This window comes from Cnuibacter physcomitrellae (genome assembly GCF_014640535.1).
Taxonomy (GTDB): domain Bacteria; phylum Actinomycetota; class Actinomycetes; order Actinomycetales; family Microbacteriaceae; genus Cnuibacter; species Cnuibacter physcomitrellae.
Window position 1 is genome coordinate 143,614 of sequence record NZ_BMHD01000002.1, and the last position, 18,075, is coordinate 161,688.

General features: G+C 71.0%; 12 protein-coding genes. 5 read left to right on the forward strand and 7 right to left on the reverse strand.

The genetic code is table 11. The annotated features are described in order from the left end of the window. Positions 1-102: 102 nt before the first annotated feature. A complete protein-coding gene (locus tag IEX69_RS17555) occupies positions 103-1,287 on the reverse strand; it encodes a cysteine desulfurase family protein (RefSeq protein ID WP_085019001.1) in 1,185 nt (394 codons plus the stop codon). A 67-nt stretch (positions 1,288-1,354) separates the two neighbouring features. Between IEX69_RS17555 and glgX the strand changes: the two genes are divergently transcribed. After that, positions 1,355-3,415, forward strand: coding sequence for a glycogen debranching protein GlgX (glgX, locus tag IEX69_RS17560; protein WP_085019000.1), 2,061 nt, complete (start codon positions 1,355-1,357; stop codon positions 3,413-3,415). A 101-nt stretch (positions 3,416-3,516) separates the two neighbouring features. Here the strand turns inward: glgX and IEX69_RS17565 are convergent, their stop codons facing one another. Continuing rightward, entirely contained in the window at positions 3,517-4,965 is a 1,449-nt protein-coding gene (locus tag IEX69_RS17565) for a DHA2 family efflux MFS transporter permease subunit (RefSeq protein ID WP_085018999.1), read from the reverse strand. Positions 4,966-5,045: 80 nt separating this feature from the next. Between IEX69_RS17565 and IEX69_RS17570 the strand changes: the two genes are divergently transcribed. Next, positions 5,046-5,612 carry a TetR/AcrR family transcriptional regulator gene (locus IEX69_RS17570; RefSeq protein WP_085018998.1) on the forward strand — a complete coding sequence of 189 codons (567 nt, stop codon included), beginning with the start codon at positions 5,046-5,048 and terminating at the stop codon, positions 5,610-5,612. 12 nt (positions 5,613-5,624) lie between these two features. On the opposite strand, the gene glgP is transcribed toward IEX69_RS17570, so the two are convergent. Then, complete coding sequence (gene glgP / locus IEX69_RS17575) at positions 5,625-8,186, reverse strand: alpha-glucan family phosphorylase (RefSeq protein WP_085018997.1); 2,562 nt, start codon at positions 8,184-8,186, stop codon at positions 5,625-5,627. A 161-nt stretch (positions 8,187-8,347) separates the two neighbouring features. On the opposite strand from glgP, the gene IEX69_RS17580 reads away from it, so the two are divergent. Both IEX69_RS17580 and glgB read left to right on the forward strand, forming a co-directional pair. After that, a complete protein-coding gene (locus IEX69_RS17580; protein ID WP_229756451.1) occupies positions 8,348-10,384 on the forward strand; it encodes an alpha-1,4-glucan--maltose-1-phosphate maltosyltransferase in 2,037 nt (678 codons plus the stop codon). Further along, positions 10,384-12,615: a 1,4-alpha-glucan branching protein GlgB gene (gene glgB / locus IEX69_RS17585; protein ID WP_085018996.1), complete on the forward strand. Its 2,232-nt coding sequence runs from the start codon at positions 10,384-10,386 to the stop codon at positions 12,613-12,615. Before IEX69_RS17580 ends, glgB begins: the two co-directional genes overlap by 1 nt. A 406-nt stretch (positions 12,616-13,021) precedes the next feature. Here glgB and IEX69_RS17590 read toward each other — a convergent pair whose 3' ends face one another. Together IEX69_RS17590 and IEX69_RS17595 are read right to left on the reverse strand one after the other, a co-directional pair. Then, entirely contained in the window at positions 13,022-13,975 is a 954-nt protein-coding gene (locus tag IEX69_RS17590) for a tetratricopeptide repeat protein (RefSeq protein WP_085018995.1), read from the reverse strand. After that, positions 13,972-15,765 (reverse strand): DUF8094 domain-containing protein, encoded by a 1,794-nt coding sequence (locus IEX69_RS17595; RefSeq protein ID WP_085018994.1) that lies wholly within the window; start codon positions 15,763-15,765, stop codon positions 13,972-13,974. Before IEX69_RS17595 ends, IEX69_RS17590 begins: the two co-directional genes overlap by 4 nt. Before the next feature lie 159 nt (positions 15,766-15,924). On the opposite strand from IEX69_RS17595, the gene IEX69_RS17600 reads away from it, so the two are divergent. Continuing rightward, a complete protein-coding gene (locus IEX69_RS17600) occupies positions 15,925-17,010 on the forward strand; it encodes an AI-2E family transporter (protein WP_085018993.1) in 1,086 nt (361 codons plus the stop codon). A 35-nt stretch (positions 17,011-17,045) separates the two neighbouring features. Here IEX69_RS17600 and IEX69_RS17605 read toward each other — a convergent pair whose 3' ends face one another. After that, a complete protein-coding gene (locus IEX69_RS17605; RefSeq protein WP_085021380.1) occupies positions 17,046-17,765 on the reverse strand; it encodes an alpha/beta hydrolase in 720 nt (239 codons plus the stop codon). Between the two features lie 10 nt (positions 17,766-17,775). Continuing rightward, entirely contained in the window at positions 17,776-18,066 is a 291-nt protein-coding gene (locus IEX69_RS17610; protein ID WP_085018992.1) for an Rv1322 family protein, read from the reverse strand. Positions 18,067-18,075: the final 9 nt, after the last annotated feature.

The window sequence follows — 18,075 nt, forward strand, 5'->3', positions numbered from 1 at the left end:
TCGGCTGAACACGGCTGCGCGGCCGCAGACGCAGCTGCAACCCCTGCCCGAGCGAGCAGCGCAGAACCCGCAGCGCCCGCAGCGGGGAGCGGGAGCGGACGCTCAGCGGGGGCCGGCGGCGAGGCCCGCGGCGCGGGCGGAGGCGTACGCGGCGGGGAGCGCGGCGACGAGGGCGTCCACGTCGGCGGCGGTGGTGCCGTGGCCGAGGGTGAAGCGGAGCGCACCGCGGGCGTCGTCCTCCGGGACGCCCATCGCGAGGAGCACGTGCGAGGTCTCCGGCACGCCCGCCGTGCACGCGGAGCCGGTCGAGACGGAGAAGCCGGCCATGTCGAGCAGGAACAGCAGCGAGTCGCCCTCCGCTCCGGGGAAGGTCGCGTGGACGTTGCCCGGCAGGCGGTCGCCGTCGGCAGGATCCGGACCGCGGAGCACCGCATCCGGGACCGCAGCTCGCAGACCCGCGATCAACCGGTCGCGCAGCGCTGCCAGACCCTCGACGAACGAGGCGTGCGACGGCATCGCCAGGGCGCGAGCGGCGGCGGCGAAGCCCGCCGCGCCCACGACGTCCTGTGTGCCCGACCGCGCGCGCTGCTGGGCGCCGCCGTGGATGAGCGGCTCGACCTCCCAGCGCCGCGCCAGCAGCAGGGCGCCGACCCCGACGGGCCCGCCGATCTTGTGCGCCGACACGGAGATCGCCGCCGCACCCGAGGCGTGGAGTCCGACGGGCACGTACCCGTACGCCGAGACCGCGTCGACGTGTACGGGGACGTCGTGCGCGGCCGCCACCTCGACCAGGGCGCGCACGGGCTGGACCGTCCCCACCTCGTTGTTCGCCCAGAGGAAGGTCACGAGGGAGACACGCCCCTCGTGGCGGGCCAGCGCCTCCGCGAGGACCGACGGGGACAGGACGCCGGACGAGTCGATCGGCAGCCACTCCACCTCGGCGCCCTCGTGCCGCTCGAGCCACTCGACCGCGTCGGCGGTGGCGTGGTGCTCCCCCGTCGCCGCCAGCACGACCGGCCGCGGAGCGTCGGCCTGCCGCCGCCAGTGGAGCCCCTTCACCGCGAGGTTGATCGACTCCGTGCCCCCCGACGTGAACGTGACCTCGACCGGGTCTGCGTCGAGCGACGCGGCGACCGCCTCACGCGCCTCCTCGAGGACGCGCCGCGCATCCTGACCCTGGGAGTGGATCGACGACGGGTTGCCGACCAGGTCGAGCGCAGCGACGATCGCCTCCCTCGCCTCGGGGACGAGCGGGGTGGTCGCGGCGTGATCCAGATAGATCGGCATGGGTGCTCCTGACCTCGCCGCAGGGCCCGATTTCGGGCGGCGGCGAGCACCTCACTACTGTAAGTCCATGATCGCGGCCGACCCCCTGGCTCGACTCGGAGTGCGACAGACGTCCCACGGCGGCGAGATCCGCGTGTGGAGCGAGAACGCCACCTCCATCGAGCTCTGCCTCTACGACCACAAGGACCCGAACTGGGTCTTCAAGACCGTGCCGCTCACCCGCGGCGACGGCGGGGTCTGGAGCCGGCGCTCGCGGAGCCTCTCGCCCGGGCGGCGCTACTCCCTCCGCGTCGACGGACCCGAGGGCCCGACCCACGCCTTCGACCCGTCCCTTCCGCTCCTCGACCCCTACGCCCGCGCCATCGCCCGCTCCGGACGGGAGCAGTTCCGCAGCGTCGTGGTCGACGAGGAGTTCAACTGGAACGGGGTGGGCAAGCCGAACACACCGCTCGACCACACCGTCATCTACGAAGGGCACGTCAAAGGCATCTCACGGCTGAACACGCGCATCCCGGAGCACCTCCGCGGCAGCTACGCCGGTCTCGCCCACGACACCACGATCGGGTACCTCAAGAGCCTCGGCGTCACCGCGGTCGAGCTGCTCCCGGTGCACGCGTTCACCTCCGAGCAGCGCCTCCAGAAGCAGGGCCTGGTCAACTACTGGGGCTACAACACCCTCGGCTTCTTCGCCCCGCACGCCGCCTACGCCTCCAAGCAGGCCCAGGCCGAGGGCCCGGATGCGGTGCTCCGCGAGTTCAAGGGCATGGTGAAGCTCCTGCACGAGGCGGGCCTCGAGGTCATCCTCGACGTGGTCTACAACCACACCGCGGAGGAGGGTCGGCTGGGTCCGACCACGAGCCTGCGCGGCATCGACAACGCGAGCTACTACCGGCAGACCAGCCGCGGCGACTACATCGACGTCACCGGATGCGGGAACTCCGTCAACACCTCCGTTCCGGCCGTCTCGAGGATGGTGCTCGACTCGCTGCGCTACTGGGCGAACGAGGTGCAGATCGACGGGTTCCGCTTCGACCTGGCCGCCACCCTCGGCCGCAACGCCGACCACTACTACGACCACGCGCATCCGCTGCTCGAGGCGATCGTGCACGACCCGGCGCTCGCGGACGTGAAGATGATCGCCGAGCCCTGGGACGTGGGCATGGGCGGATGGCAGACGGGCAACTTCCCCGACGGGTGGTCGGAGTGGAACGACCGCTTCCGCGACCGGATGCGCAAGTTCTGGCTGCGCGACGTGAAGTCGATCCGCGAGAACGGCTCCCCCGGCGACGGTGTGGGGATGCTCGCCACCCGGATCGCCGGCTCCAGCAACACCTTCGCGCAGAACCGCGGACCCCTCGCCTCGATCGACTTCGTCACCGCCCACGACGGGTTCACGCTCGCCGACCTCACCGCGTACAACATCAAGCACAACGTGGGCAACGGCGAGAACAACCGCGACGGATCCGACGACAACATGTCGTACAACCACGGCATCGAGGGACCGACGTCGAGCCGCACGATCGAGCAGACCCGGCGGCGCGCGATGCGCAACCTCATGGGGACCCTCCTGCTCTCGGCCGGCGTGCCGATGATCACCGCGGGCGACGAGTTCGGACGCAGCCAGAAGGGCAACAACAACGCCTACTGCCACGACAGCGAGCTCACCTGGCTGAGCTGGGATCGCCGCACCTGGCAGAAGGAGCTGTGGCGCACCACGCAGCACCTGCTGCGCCTGCGCCGCGAGAACCCCGCGCTGCGACCCGTGCGCTACGGCGTCTTCGGCGAGCGGATGCCCGGCGCGAGCCAGATGGACTGGTACGACCTGCACGGCGAGTCGATGTCGGTGGCGGAGTGGAACGCGCCCGAGAACCGCACGTTGCAGTACGTCGCGGCCTCGACACCTGAGCACGAGGAGTTCAACCGCATCCTGCTCGTCATCCACGGCGTGGAGTCCCCCGTCGAGGTCACGCTCCCGCTGCACGAGGGGGTCGAGCACTACGAGCTGCTCTGGGACAGCGCCCAGGAGGCGCCGCCTCAGCACCACCACGACGAGGTGCTCCCCCGGTACGCCCCGGGCTCGGTGATCGAGGTCTCCCCCACGTCCCTGCAGCTCTTTCGCGCCCGCTGACCCCGCCCCGCCCGCTCTCCTCGCCCAACTCCTGATCCGTCACTTTCGGCTAGTCCGCGGCCCCCGCACTAGCCGAAAGTGACGGATCAGGCGGGGAGGGGTCAGTGGGCGGGGGCGAGGCGCTCGCGGCCGACGGGCAGGAGGAGCGCGAGGAGCGCCGCGAGCGCCAGGGCGCCCGCGCCGACCGCGACGGCGGGGATCGCGGCGTCGACGTACCCGGTCGGCGTGAACGACCCGCCCGCCCCGGTGAAGACCGCGGAGAGCACGGCGATGCCGAGCGCGACGCCCAGCTCGCGGAGCGTGGAGTTCGTGCCCGAGGCCTTCGCGTTGTCGGCCGGGCTCATGTTCGCGAGCACGGCCGTCGAGCTCGGCGCGAACACGAGGCTCATGCCCACCCCGGCGAAGAGGAACGCGGGGAGCAGGGTCGTGTACGCGACGTCGGCGCTCATCACGAGCGCCAGCCAGCCGATCCCGATCGCCTGCAGCGCGAGCCCTGCCACGATCAGCGCCCTGGTGCCCACGCGTGGTGCCAGGAGACCTGTGAGCGGCGCGACCACGACCGGGGCCAGCGTCCACGGGATCGTCTGTACGCCCGCCTCGAGCGGACTCGCCCCCTGCACGATCTGCAGGAACTGGATGAGGATGAACACCGAGCCGAAGGCTCCGAAGCTGAACACGAAGCCCACGATGTTCGCGACGCTGAAGCTGCGGTCGCGGAACAGGCGGAGCGGCAGCAGCGGGTTCGAGACCCGCGACTCCCACACCACGAACGCGGCGAGCAGCACGGCTCCCAGCCCCATCGACCCGAGCACCTCGAGGCTCGTCCACCCGGCCTCGTTGCCGCGGACGATCCCGTAGACCACACCCAGCACGCCGATGCCCGCGAGGAGGACGCCCACGACGTCGGCGCGGAGGCGAGCGCCGAACGAGTTCGGGAGCGCCCACAGCACGAGCGGGATCACGAGGACGCCGAAGGGCACGTTCAGCCAGAAGATCGCGTCCCAGCTCCATCCCTCGATCACGGCGCCGCCGATGAGCGGTCCGAGAGCCACGCCGAGGCCCGAGATGCCGCCCCAGATCCCGATCGCGAGCGGGCGCATCCGGTCGCTCACCGAGCCGACGAGCAGCGTCAGCGACAGCGGCATGAGGGCGGCCGCGCCCGCACCCTGGACCGCTCGAGCGGCGATGAGCATCCACGGCTCCGTCGCGACCGCGCAGAGGGCGGAGGCGACGGTGAAGAGCCCGATGCCGCCGAGGAAGACCGTGCGGCGACCGAAGCGGTCGCCGAGCGCGACCGCGAAGAGCATCAGGCCGGCGAAGCCCAAGGTGTAGGCGTTCACGATCCATTCGAGCTGCTCGATCGACGCCTCGAGCGACCGGCCGATGACCGGCAGGGCGCTCGTGACGACGAGGTTGTCGAGCGTCGCCATGAACATCGGCACGGATGCGGCGACGATCGCGAGCCAGACGGGCACGCGCCGCCGGGTCGGGGTCGTCGTGCTCTCGCGTCCTTCGAGCGCGACGTCGGTCGCGGCTTCGGTCGTCGACAAGGTCTTCCCCCTGTGGTGATCGGTCGTAAGTAATCGGATGATCACTTAGCTGAGGCCACAGTAGGTAATCGACTGATAACATGTCAAGCGTGATCGAGAAGCGCTCCAGGATGTCGTCCGACGACCGTCGGGATCTCGTGCTCGCGGCGGCGACCTCGGTGTTCGCGGAGGCCGGCTATCACGGCACGACCACCGACACCGTCGCCCGGGCCGCAGGCGTCAGCCAGCCCTACGTGGTGCGGATGTTCGGCACCAAGGAGAACCTGTTCATCACCGTGCTGACACGGGCGCTCGACCTCGTGATGGAGGCGTTCCGCAGCGCGCTCGCGTCACGCTCCCCCGAGACGAGCGTCGAGACGGCGCTGGGCGACTCGTACTACGAGCTCGCGCAGGACCGCGACGTGCTGCTCTGCCTCATGCACGCCTTCACGATGGGATCGCACCCGGTCATCGGCCCCTGCGCCCGCGACGGCTTCCTGTCGGTCTTCGAGTTCCTCCGCACCGACGGCGGCATGAGCGCCGCCGAGGCGCAGGAGTTCCTGGCGGGCGGCATGCTCATCAACACCGTGCTCGGGCTGCGGATCCCCGACAACGCCGGGGTGAACCCGTGCGCCGCCGAGGTGACGGACGTGGTGCTCGGCTCCTGACCGCGCCCCGGCTCAGTGCGCGACCGCGATGAGCCCGAGCTCGGCCTCCGAGGCGAGGTACGCGTGACGCGGCACGATGCGCACGGTGTAGCCGAAGGTGCCCGAGGACGCCAGCGGCACGGTCCCGGTGTAGACGCGCGCTGCGCCCTCGGCGGACTCGCCCGCCGGGGTCAGGGCGACCGTCGACGTCTCGGTGAGCTCGTCGGCGCTCGTCGCGTGCCCGTAGACGACCTCGACCGACACGTCGTCGGGGCTGAGCTCACCGAGCTGCACCTGCGCGCGCACGTGGAGCTCCTCGCCCACCTGAGGCGTCTCGTCGAGCCCGCCGGACTCGACGTGGACGACGGCGACACCCGGCCATCCGGCCCGGATGCGCTCCTTCCAGGCTGAGAGCTCGCGGGCGTGCTCGTAGTCGTCGGAGGTCATCTGCTCCTCGGCGACCGTCGCCGGCGCGTACAGACGCTCGACGTACTGCCGCACCATCCGCTCGGCCGACAGCTCGGGCGAGAGGGTGGCGAGGGTGTGCCGGATGGACGCCATCCAGTTCGCCGGGATCCCGTCGGCGTCGCGATCGTAGAACCGCGGGGCCACCTGGTGCTCGAGGAGGTCGTAGAGCGCCTCGGACTCGAGGCGGTCGCGCTCCTCGGCGTCGGGTGCCCCGTCGGCGGTGGGGATCGCCCATCCGTTGTCGCCGTCGTAGTACTCGTTCCACCAGCCGTCGAGGATGGAGAGGTTCAGACCGCCGTTCAGCGCCGCCTTCATGCCCGACGTCCCGCACGCCTCGAGGGGGCGGAGCGGGTTGTTGAGCCACACGTCGGTGCCCGGGTAGAGCGTCTGAGCCATGCCGATGTCGTAGTTGGGCAGGAACACGATGCGGTGGCGCACCTCCGGGTCGGAGGCGAACTGCACGAGCTTCTGGATGAGGCGCTTGCCCTCGTCGTCGGCGGGATGCGACTTGCCGGCCACCACGAGCTGGATCGGGCGCTCGGGGTTCAGGAGGATCGCCTTCAGCCGAGCCGGGTCGTGGAGCATCAGCGTGAGCCGCTTGTAGGTCGGCACCCGCCGCGCGAACCCGATGGTGAGGACGTCCGGGTCGAGGAGCCCGTTGAACCACGCCGGCGGGATCGACGCGGGGTTCTGGGCACGCCAGGCCTCCGTGACGCGACGTCGGGCGTCGAGCACGAGCTGGCGGCGCATGCGACCGCGCACGGCCCAGAGCTCGCCGTCGCCGACGGCGGGCGACATCCAGTCGGCGGCCGTCGTGTCCTGGGTGCCGAGCCGCTCGCGGGCGAGCTCCTGCAGAGCCGGGTCGACCCAGGTGGGCGCATGCACTCCGTTGGTGACCGACGTGATCGGCACCTCGGCCTTGTCGAAGCCCGGCCAGAGCCCGTTGAACATGCCCCGGCTCACGTCGCCGTGCAGCACCGACACCCCGTTGGCGCGCTGCGCCAGCCGCAGGCCCATGACGGCCATGTTGAAGACGTCGGGTGACCCGCCCTCGTAGTCCTCGGCGCCGAGGGCGAGGACACGATCGACCTCGAGCCCGGGCAGCATGTCGGTCGAGAAGTAGCGCTCGACGAGGGAGCGGTCGAAGCGGTCGATGCCGGCGGGCACGGGCGTGTGCGTGGTGAACACGGTGCCTGCCCTGACCACCTGGAGCGCCTCGTCGAACGTGAGGCCGTTGCCGATGAGGTCGGAGATGCGCTCGAGCCCCTGGAACCCGGCGTGCCCCTCGTTGGTGTGGAACACCTCCGGCGGCTCGGTGTCGGTGAGCTCGGCCAGGATGTTCAGCGCCCGCACCCCGCCGATGCCGAGGAGCATCTCCTGCAGCAGACGGTGCTCGCCGCCGCCGCCGTACAGGCGGTCGGTGACCGAGCGGAGGTCGTCGTCGTTGTCGGGGATGTCGGTGTCGAGCAGCAGGAGCTTGACCCGCCCGACCTGGGCCTGCCAGATGCGCGCGTAGAGGGCGCGGTCGTCGGGCAGGGCGAGCACGATCTGGGCGGGGCTCCCGTCGGCCTGGCGGAGCACCGACAGCGGCAGGCCGTCCGGGTCGAGGATCGGGTAGCTCTCGAGCTGCCAGCCCTCGCGGGAGATCGCCTGGTTGAAGTAGCCCGAGCGGTAGAACAGGCCCACGCCGATGATGGGCACCCCGAGGTCGCTGGCGGCCTTCAGGTGATCGCCCGCGAGGATGCCGAGGCCGCCGGAGTACTGCGGCAGAGCCGCCGCGATGCCGAACTCCGGCGAGAAGTAGCCGATCGAGGCGGGCTTCGGCCCCTCGAGCTGCTGGTACCAGCGGCCGCCGCCGAGGTAGGCATGCAGGTCGTCGCGGAGGCTGTTCGCCCAGGCGACGAAGCCCGGGTCGGCGGCGAGGCCCTCGAGGCGCTCGGTGCCGGCGGCGCCCAGCACGGCCACCGGGTCGCCCTCGGTGGCGGTCCAGACATCGGGTGAGATGTGGGCGAAGATCTGGCGGGTCGGCTCGTGCCACGCCCAGCGCAGGTTGACCGCGAGCTCGCCCAGAGCCGACAGCGACTCGGGCAGGACGCTCCTGACCGTGAACCTACGGATAGCCCTCACTCGAACCCCTCACTCCTGCGACGGCCAGGCGGCCGTCGGTCGTCGTCGTCGCCGCGCGTCGTGCGGCACCGCAACCCTACGACAGTCCCGTGACGGCGGTGTGAACGGCAGGTACCTGAGCGTTCCTTGCGAGCCCACCCGATGTTGGTACGGTCGGTCTCGTGGCACGAGTCTCAGAGTCGGAACAGCTCCCGTCGTTCTCGCCGGCGATCGGCCGGATCCCCATCCTCGACGAGCAGCCCGTCGTCGACGGCGGCCGCTGGCCCGCGAAGGCCTATGCCGGGGAGGTGCTCCCCTTCAGCGCGACCGTGTTCCGCGAGGGACACGACGCGGTGGGCGCCCACCTCGAGCTCGAGTCGCCCGCGGGCGTGCTGACGGACGTCCCGCTCGCCCGGGTCCACTCCTGGGACGACCGGTACCGGGCGCTCGCTCAGGTGACCTCCGAGGGTCCGTGGCGGTTCCGCATCCGCGCCTTCTCCGACGACTTCGCCACCTGGGAGCACAACGCGACGATCAAGATCGCGAACGGCGTCGACGTCGAGCTGATGTTCACGATCGGCGCCGAGCTGTTCAAGCGCCTCTCGAAGGAGAAGGGGCGTCCCGTCCCGACCAAGGCGCTGTTCAAGACGGTGTCGCAGACCCTCTCCGACAAGCGGCTCCCGGTCGAGGAGCGGCTGGCCCCCATCCACTCGGAGGAGGTCGCCTCCGCCCTCACCTCACGACCGGCCCAGAGCCTCGTGACGTACTCCGAGTGGCATCCCCTCGTCGTGGAGCGCGCCCGCGCGGGCGTCGGCGCCTGGTACGAGCTCTTCCCGCGGTCGGTCGGCGCCGAGCAGGCCGCCGACGGCACCTGGACCAGCGGCACCCTCCGCAGCGCCGCCGAGCGCCTCCCCGCCGTCGCGGCGATGGGGTTCGACGTCGTCTACCTCCCGCCCGTGCATCCGATCGGGTCGGCCTTCCGCAAGGGGCGCAACAACACCCTCGACCCGCAGCCCGGCGATCCGGGCTCGCCGTGGGCCATCGGCGGCGCGGCCGGCGGCCACGACGCCATCCACCCCGATCTCGGCACGCAGGCCGACTTCGCCGAGTTCGTGGCCGCGGCCGCACGCGAGGGGCTCGAGGTCGCGATGGACTTCGCCCTCCAGGCCTCGCCCGACCACCCGTGGGTGACCGAGCATCCGGAGTGGTTCACGACGTTGCCCGACGGGAGCATCGCCTACGCCGAGAACCCGCCGAAGAAGTACCAGGACATCTACCCGATCAACTTCGACAACGATCCGGAGGGCATCCGTCAGGAGGCACTGCGCATCCTGCTGCACTGGATCGCCTTCGGGGTGAGGATCTTCCGGGTCGACAACCCGCACACGAAGCCCGTCGACTTCTGGGAGTGGGTCATCCACGAGGTGAACCGCCGCCACCCCGACGTGGTGTTCCTCGCCGAGGCCTTCACGCGGCCCGCGATGATGCAGACGCTCGGCAAGGTGGGGTTCCAGCAGTCGTACTCGTACTTCACCTGGCGCAACACCAAGGAGGAGCTCACCGAGTTCTTCGAGATGCTCGGCGAGTGGGCGCCGTACTACCGGGCGAACCTGTTCGTGAACACGCCGGACATCCTCACCGAGTACCTCCAGTTCGGCGGACGTCCCGCATACGAGATCCGCGCGATCCTGGCCGCGACGGCATCGCCCTCCTGGGGCGTCTACTCGGGATACGAGCTCGTCGAGAACGTGGCGCGGCCGGGGTCCGAGGAGAACATCGACAACGAGAAGTACGAGTACAAGCCGCGCGACTTCGCCGCGGCCGAGGCCGCCGGTACGTCGCTCGCCCCCCTCATCACCCGGCTGAACGCCATCCGTCGTGAGCACGCCTCCCTGCGCGACGTCCGCACGATCGACGTGCACTGGAGCGACGACGACGCCGTCCTCGTCTACTCCAAGCACCTCGACGCGCGGTTCGCCCCGAGCGGCGAGAGCGACACCGTCCTCGTCGTCGTCAACACCGACCCGCACTCGGTCCGCGAGACCACCGTGCACCTCGACCCCACGCGCTTCGGGCTCGAGGCCGACAGCGAGTTCACCGTGCGCGACCTGCTCACCGGTCAGGAGTTCGTCTGGGGCCAGCACGACTACGTGCGGCTCGACTCGTTCACCCAGCCCGCCCACATCCTCCACGTCCAGCACGAGAGAGGGGACGACTGATGTCGACTCCGGATGCGTCCACCGCCCTCGACCTGCCCGCGATCGACGACGGCGTGCTCGCCGCCGTCGGCACGGGGTCCTACTACGACCCCCACTCGGTGCTCGGTCAGCACGAGGTGCACGCGCCGGGGCTCTCCGACCCGGTCACGGTCATCCGGACGCTCCGGCCGCTGGCCGAGGAGGTGTCGGCCGTGCTGTCGACCGGCGCGCGCGTGCAGCTGACGCACCTGGCGCATGGCATCTGGCAGGGGTTCACGCTCACCGGCCGCGACGACTACCGGATCGAGGCACGCTACGCCGACGGCGGCGTGTGGACGGCCGACGACCCGTATCGCTTCGCACCGTCGCTCGGGGAGGTCGACCTCCACCTGTTCGGCGAGGGACGGCACGAGAAGCTGTGGAAGGTCGTGGGCACCCACGTCCGCGCGCTCAGCGGCGTCCGCGAGGAGGTCGCCGGCACCACCTTCGTCGTCTGGGCGCCGCACGCCCGCGCGGTCCGCGTGATCGGCGACGTGAACGGCTGGGACGGCACGCTCCACGCCATGCGCAGCCTCGGCAGCACCGGCCTCTGGGAGCTCTTCATCCCCGACCTCGGCGAGGGCGGGGCCTACAAGTTCCAGATCCTCACCCAGCACGGCGGATGGGTCGAGCGCGCCGATCCGATGGCCCGCTACACCGAGGTGCCGCCGCTCACGGCGTCGAAGATCGGGCGCGCCCGGCACGAGTGGCAGGACGAGGAGTGGATGGCCACGCGCGCGGCCACCGATCCGCACAACTCGCCCATGAGCGTCTACGAGATGCACCTGGGCTCGTGGCGGCCGGGGCTCGACTACCGCACGCTCGCCGACGAGCTCATCCCCTACCTGACCCAGCTCGGCTACACGCACGTGGAGTTCCTGCCGCTCGCCGAGCACCCGTTCGGCGGGTCGTGGGGCTACCAGGTCACCTCGTACTACGCGCCGACCTCCCGGTTCGGCCACCCGGACGACCTGCGGTACCTCATCGACCGGCTCCACCAGGCCGGCATCGGCGTGCTCGTCGACTGGGTGCCCGCGCACTTCCCGAAGGACGAGTGGGCGCTGGCCCGGTTCGACGGCGAGGCGCTCTACGAGCATCCGGACCCCCGCCGCGGCGAACAGCCCGACTGGGGCACGCTGGTGTTCGACTTCGGGAACAGCCAGGTGCGCAACTTCCTCGTGGCGAACGCGCTGTACTGGCTCGAGGAGTTCCACGTCGACGGCCTCCGGGTCGACGCCGTGGCGAGCATGCTGTACCTCGACTACTCCCGCAAGGAAGGCGAGTGGCTGCCGAACATGTACGGCGGACGCGAGAACCTCGAGGCGATCAGCCTGCTACAGGAGGTCAACGCCACGGCCTACAAGCTCCACCCGGGCATCGTCATGATCGCCGAGGAGTCGACGAGCTGGCCGGGGGTCACGCATCCGACCAACCGGGGCGGTCTCGGGTTCGGCCTGAAGTGGAACATGGGCTGGATGCACGACACGCTCGACTACATCGAGCACGACCCGATGTACCGCCAGTACCACCACGGCGAGATCACGTTCTCGTTCCTCTACGCGTTCAGCGAGAACTTCATCCTGCCGATCTCGCACGACGAGGTCGTGCACGGCAAGGGCTCGCTGCTGTCGAAGATGCCGGGCGACCACTGGCAGAAGCTCGCGAACCTGCGGGCGTACCTCGGCTTCATGTGGGCGCACCCCGGCAAGCAGCTGCTGTTCATGGGGCAGGAGTTCGGACAGCCGTCGGAGTGGAGCGAGGAGCGCGGGCTCGACTGGTGGATCCTCGACCAGCCGGTGCACCAGGCCCTGCTCGGGCTCGTGGGGCAGCTGAACCGCGTCTACCGCGAGAACCCGCCGCTGTGGCGGCGCGACAATGAGCCGGGCGGCTTCGAGTGGATCGACGGCGGCTCGTCGAGCCAGAACCTCGTGTCGTTCCTGCGCTGGGACGACGAGGGCAACCCCGTCGCCGTGCTCATGAACTTCTCGGGCCAGCCGGTGGGACCGTACCGCGTCGCGCTCCCCGTGGAGGGCGTCTGGGACGAGCTCATCAACACCGACGCCGCGGAGTTCGGCGGCTCGGGCGTCGGCAACTTCGGCTCCGTCGTGGCCGAGCCCGTCCCCTGGCAGGGTCGCCCCTTCTCCGCCGAGCTCACCCTCCCCCCGCTCGCCGCCCTCTACCTCCGCCCCCGCCCCTCCCCCGCCGCCCCCTAGTAGCCCGTCGCGTAGCCCGTCGCGCCGGCGCTGCGCCGAACCGGGTCGTGAGCCAACTCCGGAGATTCGCGCCCCTGCGCGGCAACTCCGGACTTCTCCCGGCGTGGCGCGCGAGATCTCCGGAGTTAGCTCAGCCCGCGGGGGCGGGGGCGGGGACGCGGCGGCGGCGCGGAGAGAGGAGGCGATCACGGTCGCGGGAGGCGGCGGCGTGACGGCGCGTCCCGCGGTCGAGGGCGGCGCACACAGGAGTGGCCCACACTCCGCCGCATCTCGCCGCAGGGGCGGCGGCGATCACGCTCGCGGGAGGCGGCGGCGTGACGGCGCGTCCCGCGCCCGAGGGCGGCGCACGCAGGAGCCGCGCGCACTCCGCCGCGTCTCGCCGCAGGGGCGGCGGCGAGAAGAAGGGCTAGAACAGGAGCCCGGCCAGACGGGTGCGGGCCTTGGCGACGCGGGGGTCGTCGGTGCCCACGACCTCGAAGAGGTCGAGGAGGCGCGCACGGATGCGGTCCTTGCCGGCCTGGTCCTGCTTCGGGAAGAGGTCGAGGAGCCGTCCGAAGGCGTCGTCGATGTGACCGCCCGACACGTCGAGGTCGGCGACGAGGAGCTGCGCGTCGAGGTCATCGGGGTGCGCGGCGGCGTCGGAGCGCACGTCGTCGAGGGACACCCCGTCGAGGCGCTTGAGGAGCTGCACCTGCGCGAGCCCGGCCACGGCGAGGGAGTCGCGGGGGTTCTGCGCGATCGCGGTCTGGTACTCGGCGATGGCGGTGTCGTAGTCGCCGGTGGAGATCGCCTCGTACGCCTCCGCGTGGTGGGGCGGCAGCGGCTCCTCGACCGGCTCGGCAGCGTCGCCCTCGGCGGGCCCACCCTCCACGGGCACGGTGCCCGTGACGCCGTTCTGCTGCGCGAGCTGGAGCACCTGCTCGATCACGTCGCGGATCTGGTCCTCCGGGTACACGCCCGCGAAGAGCCCGACGGGGCGACCGCCGATGATCGCGGCGACCGTCGGGATCGACTGAGCCTGGAAGGCCTGCGCGATCTGCGGGCTGGCCTCCACGTCGACCCGCGCGAGGACCAGGCGCCCGCCGTAGGAGGCGACGACGCGGTCGAGCACGGCGGAGAGCTCCTGGCTGGGCTCGGCCCAGGGCGCGGCGAGGTCGACGAGGACCGGCACCGTGTTCGACAGCTCGACGATCTGCGGGAAGTTCGCGTCGGACGCGCTCACGATGAGCGAGGACGCTCCGCCGGCGCCCTCACCGGCGGGCCCGCCGGCCGTGGGAGCCGGAGCCTGTGCCCGCGACACCAGACTCGACAGGTCGACGGCGCCGCGGAGGTTGCCGGGCAACGGGGGCGTCATGCTCATGGGAGCTCCTTCGCGGAGAGAAGGCCCTGGGTGAACCCGAGCAGCTGAGCCTTGGCGTCGGGCGTCCCCTGGGGCGGGACGTAGAACAGCAGCTGGTAGTCGTAGGTGGCCTCGGTGCCCTTGCCGGTCTCGGTCACGTTCGAGAGCGCCTTCACCGCGCCTTCGGGCTTGATCGTGGCGCCCGCCTGGACGGGCTTGACCGTGGTGGTCTCGCCGATGTCGACCGCGACCAGCGCGCCGGAGTCGCTCGTGGCCAGGGCGATGCTCTCCCCCTGGGCCGCGACGGAGGCGAACTCGATCGCGGCCGTGGCGGAGAGCCCGGACTTGGTCGTGTTCTTGTAGTCCGCGCCGACCTGCGAACGCAACGTGTCGCCGGTCGGGTCGATCATCGACGCGTACTGGCTCGAGTCGCCGTTCAGCAGGATGTCGGAGTACGCCGTCTTGATCTGGTCGGGTGTCATCGCCAGGAGCTTCGACTCTGGGCCGAGCCGTGTGGTGCCCACGGTCGCCGCTGCGACCTCGGGCAGCGTCGTGTTCGGCTCGAGCGCGATCTCGTAGTAGACCTTGTAGTCGGCCCGCGGAGTGTCCTGGGTCAGGAAGAGCGCGACCGGCGGGACCGACGGGTCGTCTCCCCCGACGATCGCGAACGCGGTGCGCGGCCAGGAGTCGGTCGCCTGGGGCAGCAGGACCTGGACGGGGTTCGCGGGGATGGGCTGCGGTGCGGCGTACTCGGGGAAGCCGGCGCGGATCGCGTAGGTCGCCGCGCGGAGATCGAGCGCGGGGCCCTCGAAGCGCGAGGTGAGCAGGTCGCGGTTGGCCGAGGCGTCCGCCTCCGCGGCGACCGAGGACACGTCGGCCAGGATGGCCGCGAACTGGTCGCTCGTCACCACGGGCTCGGGGGTGTCGTCGTCCGGCACGGCGGTCGGCGCGGGCGTGGCGTCGATCGTCTCCACCGGGGTCGGAGCGGCCGCCTCGGGCTGGGGCCAGTAGTCGGGCGAGCATCCGCTCAGCACGAGGGCGGAGGCCAGCGCGATCGGGACGCCGACCGCCATGGGCGCCTTGAGCGAGCGCCGGCGTCGGGCGACGCTCGACTCGATCGCGTTGGTCCGCGACGAGGAGAAGCGCTTGCCCTTGGGCAGCGCCGGCGGCTTCCGCCGTGGCCCGTGCGAGCGGCGCATGTGGATGAGGCCGAGGATGAGCAGGACGATCCCGGCCAGGAGGAACACCAGTCCGGCGACCAGTGTCGGCCCGACCCACGGCGTCGCGTTGGAGACCGGCCACGAGATGGTGACCTCGGCAGGAGCCGGGTCGGTGCCGTTGGAGGCGAGGATCACGGAGTACCCCTCCGGCAGGTTGAGGGTGCGGTAGAGCGTCCCCTGCGAGGTGAAGCGCTCGAGCCAGAGATCGCTCGCGGCCGGGTCGGCGGATCCGCTCGCGACGTTCTCGGCACCGTCGGGGTCGGCGGCGACCGACTCGACGACGAGACCTCGACCGTCGGCGCCCGCGCCGATGCGGTCGTAGGCGGAGCCCTGCAGCCACGCCTCGACGTCTGCGGTGCGGCCGTAGGCGGCGAAGACCTGCCCGCCGTTCCCGCTGCTCACGGTGAGCGTCTGAGCGCCGTCGTGGGAGCGCAGGGCCTCCGAGTCGATGACGGCGTAGTTCACACCGTCATCGGTCTGCACGGTCGACTCGACGGTCGACGGAGGCAGGAACACCGTGCGCTGAGCGACGCCGTATCCGATCAGCGCCGTGGCGATGATGAAGGCGAGGATGGCCAGAATGAAACGCACGTATCAGCTCCCGAACGAGGACAATCCACGATAGCCGACGCCGGGGGCCTCCCCGCACAGGATGCACCCAGGATTCATGCAGGTCGATGCACCGTGGCGGGCCGCGCGTCCCCCCTAGGATTGAGCGACACTCGATGCATCGATCCGGCGGGAGCAACCGTGAAGATCCAGAACGCGTTCACGCTGGGCCTGGTCGCCACGCTGGGCGTGGGTGTCGGGCTGCTGATCATCGGGGCGGTCGCGTCGCTCGCGACCATCCTGACCTACGTCGGCGTCGCGCTCTTCATCGCCCTCGGCCTCGACCCGATCATCACCTGGCTGGAGCGCAAGAGGTGGCCCCGCTGGCTCGCGCTCGTGACGGTGCTCATCGTGGTGCTGGGGATCGTGACCGGGCTGGTCTTCGCCGTGGTGCCGATCATCGTCGAGCAGACATCGCAGCTGATCACCACGGTGCCCGAGGTCGTCAACCGCGTGCTCGACGAGCGCTGGCGCGAGAGCCTGACCCAGCAGCTCGGCGGATTCATCGACATCAACGAGGTCTACAACGCCGTCGTCAGCTACTTCCAGGACACGAGCAACATCACGGCGCTCGCGGGCGGCGCGCTCCAGGTGGGCATCGGCATCGCCAGCGGGGCCTTCGGCGTCGTCATCGTCCTCATCCTCACGCTGTACTTCACCGCCTCGCTCAACAGCATGAAGCGCGCCGCGTACCGGCTCGTCCCGGCGAGCCGGAGAGAGCGCTTCGCCGACCTCGCGGAGCAGATCACGCACTCGGTGGGCCGGTTCGTCGTCGGTCAGATCAGCCTCGGCCTCATCAACGGCATCCTGAGCTTCATCTTCCTGAGCATCATCGGTGCGCCGTTCCCCGCGGTGCTCGCCTTCCTCGCGGGCATGCTGTCGGTCATCCCGCTGGTGGGCACCATCTCGGGATCGGTCATCATCGTGCTGGTCTGCCTCATCCCCGGACTGTCCACCGGGAACGGGCTGATCCCCGGCCTCAGCACCCCGATCCTCGCCCTGGTCGCCGGCATCTACTACATCGTGTACATGCAGGTCGAGGCGTACGTGCTCAGCCCGCGCATCATGAACCGCGCGGTCTCGGTGCCGGGCGCCCTCGTCGTCATCGCGGCCCTCGCCGGCGGAACCCTCCTCGGCGTGCTCGGCGCCCTGGTGGCCATCCCGATCGCGGCCTCGATCCTGCTCATCATCAAGCAGGTCGTCATCCCCCTCCAGAACGAGCGCTGACAGGACGGGCACTTGCCCGAACGAGCGCGGGTCGCTCAGTCGGGCAGGTGGTAGACCGTCGGCAGCGGAAGCGGCACGGCGGGGTTCACCCGGGCGACGATCTCGTCGAGCACGCGCCGCGTCTGGTTCTCCCCCACCCAGAGGTGCTTCCCACCCTCCACCTCGACGAGCTCGATGTCGGAGACGCCGGAGAACCGCTCGCGCGCCTCGGGCGGGCGCAGGTAGTCGTCGAGCTCCGGGATGAGCGCCACCAGGCGCTTCCCGTTGCCGTCCCACGCCGCGACCTCCGCGGCCGACGTGCGGTGGAGCGGGGGCGAGAGCAGGATGGCGCCGTCGATCTCGTGTCGGGCACCGTACTTCAAGGCCAGCTCGGTGCCGAACGACCAGCCGACGAGCCACGGATGCGGGAGGCCGCGCTCACGGACGAAGGCCATCGCGGCGTCGAGGTCGTGTCGCTCGCCCTCCCCGTGGTCGAACGAGCCCTCGCTGGTCCCTCGGGGCGACGAGGTGCCCCGGGTGTTGAACCGGAGGACGGCGAGGTCGGCGAGGGCAGGAAGCCGGGCGGCCGCCTTCCGCAGGATGTGGGAGTCCATGAACCCGCCGCCCGTGGGCAGCGGGTGGAGGGTGACGAGAGTCGCCACGGGCGGGCGGCCGTCCGGGACCGCGAGCTCACCCACGAGCGTGAGCCCGTCGGCGGTGTGCAGCTCGACGTCCTCCCGCACGGCGGGGAGCAGCGTGGTGCTGCGGATCTCGATGTCGGCCACGTCAGACTCCGATCTTCCAGCAGTGGGCGTGCCAGTGGCGTCGTCCTGCGAGGTCGCTGGCGTCGCCGAGCACCCCGTCGGCCCGCCACGCGACGAGGTGCGCGGTGCCGGGCTCGACGGCCCTGCCGCATCCGGGACAGACGTACTCCTTGACGGCGGACGCACCCGAGACGGGTTGGACGTTCCACTCCACCCCGCGCCGGACCTCCACACGGCGCCATCCCGCGACGAGCCGCTCCAGCCGCTCGTCCGGATCGTCGCCGGTCGGGCGAGGACGGTGGCGGCGGGGCATGACCTCAGT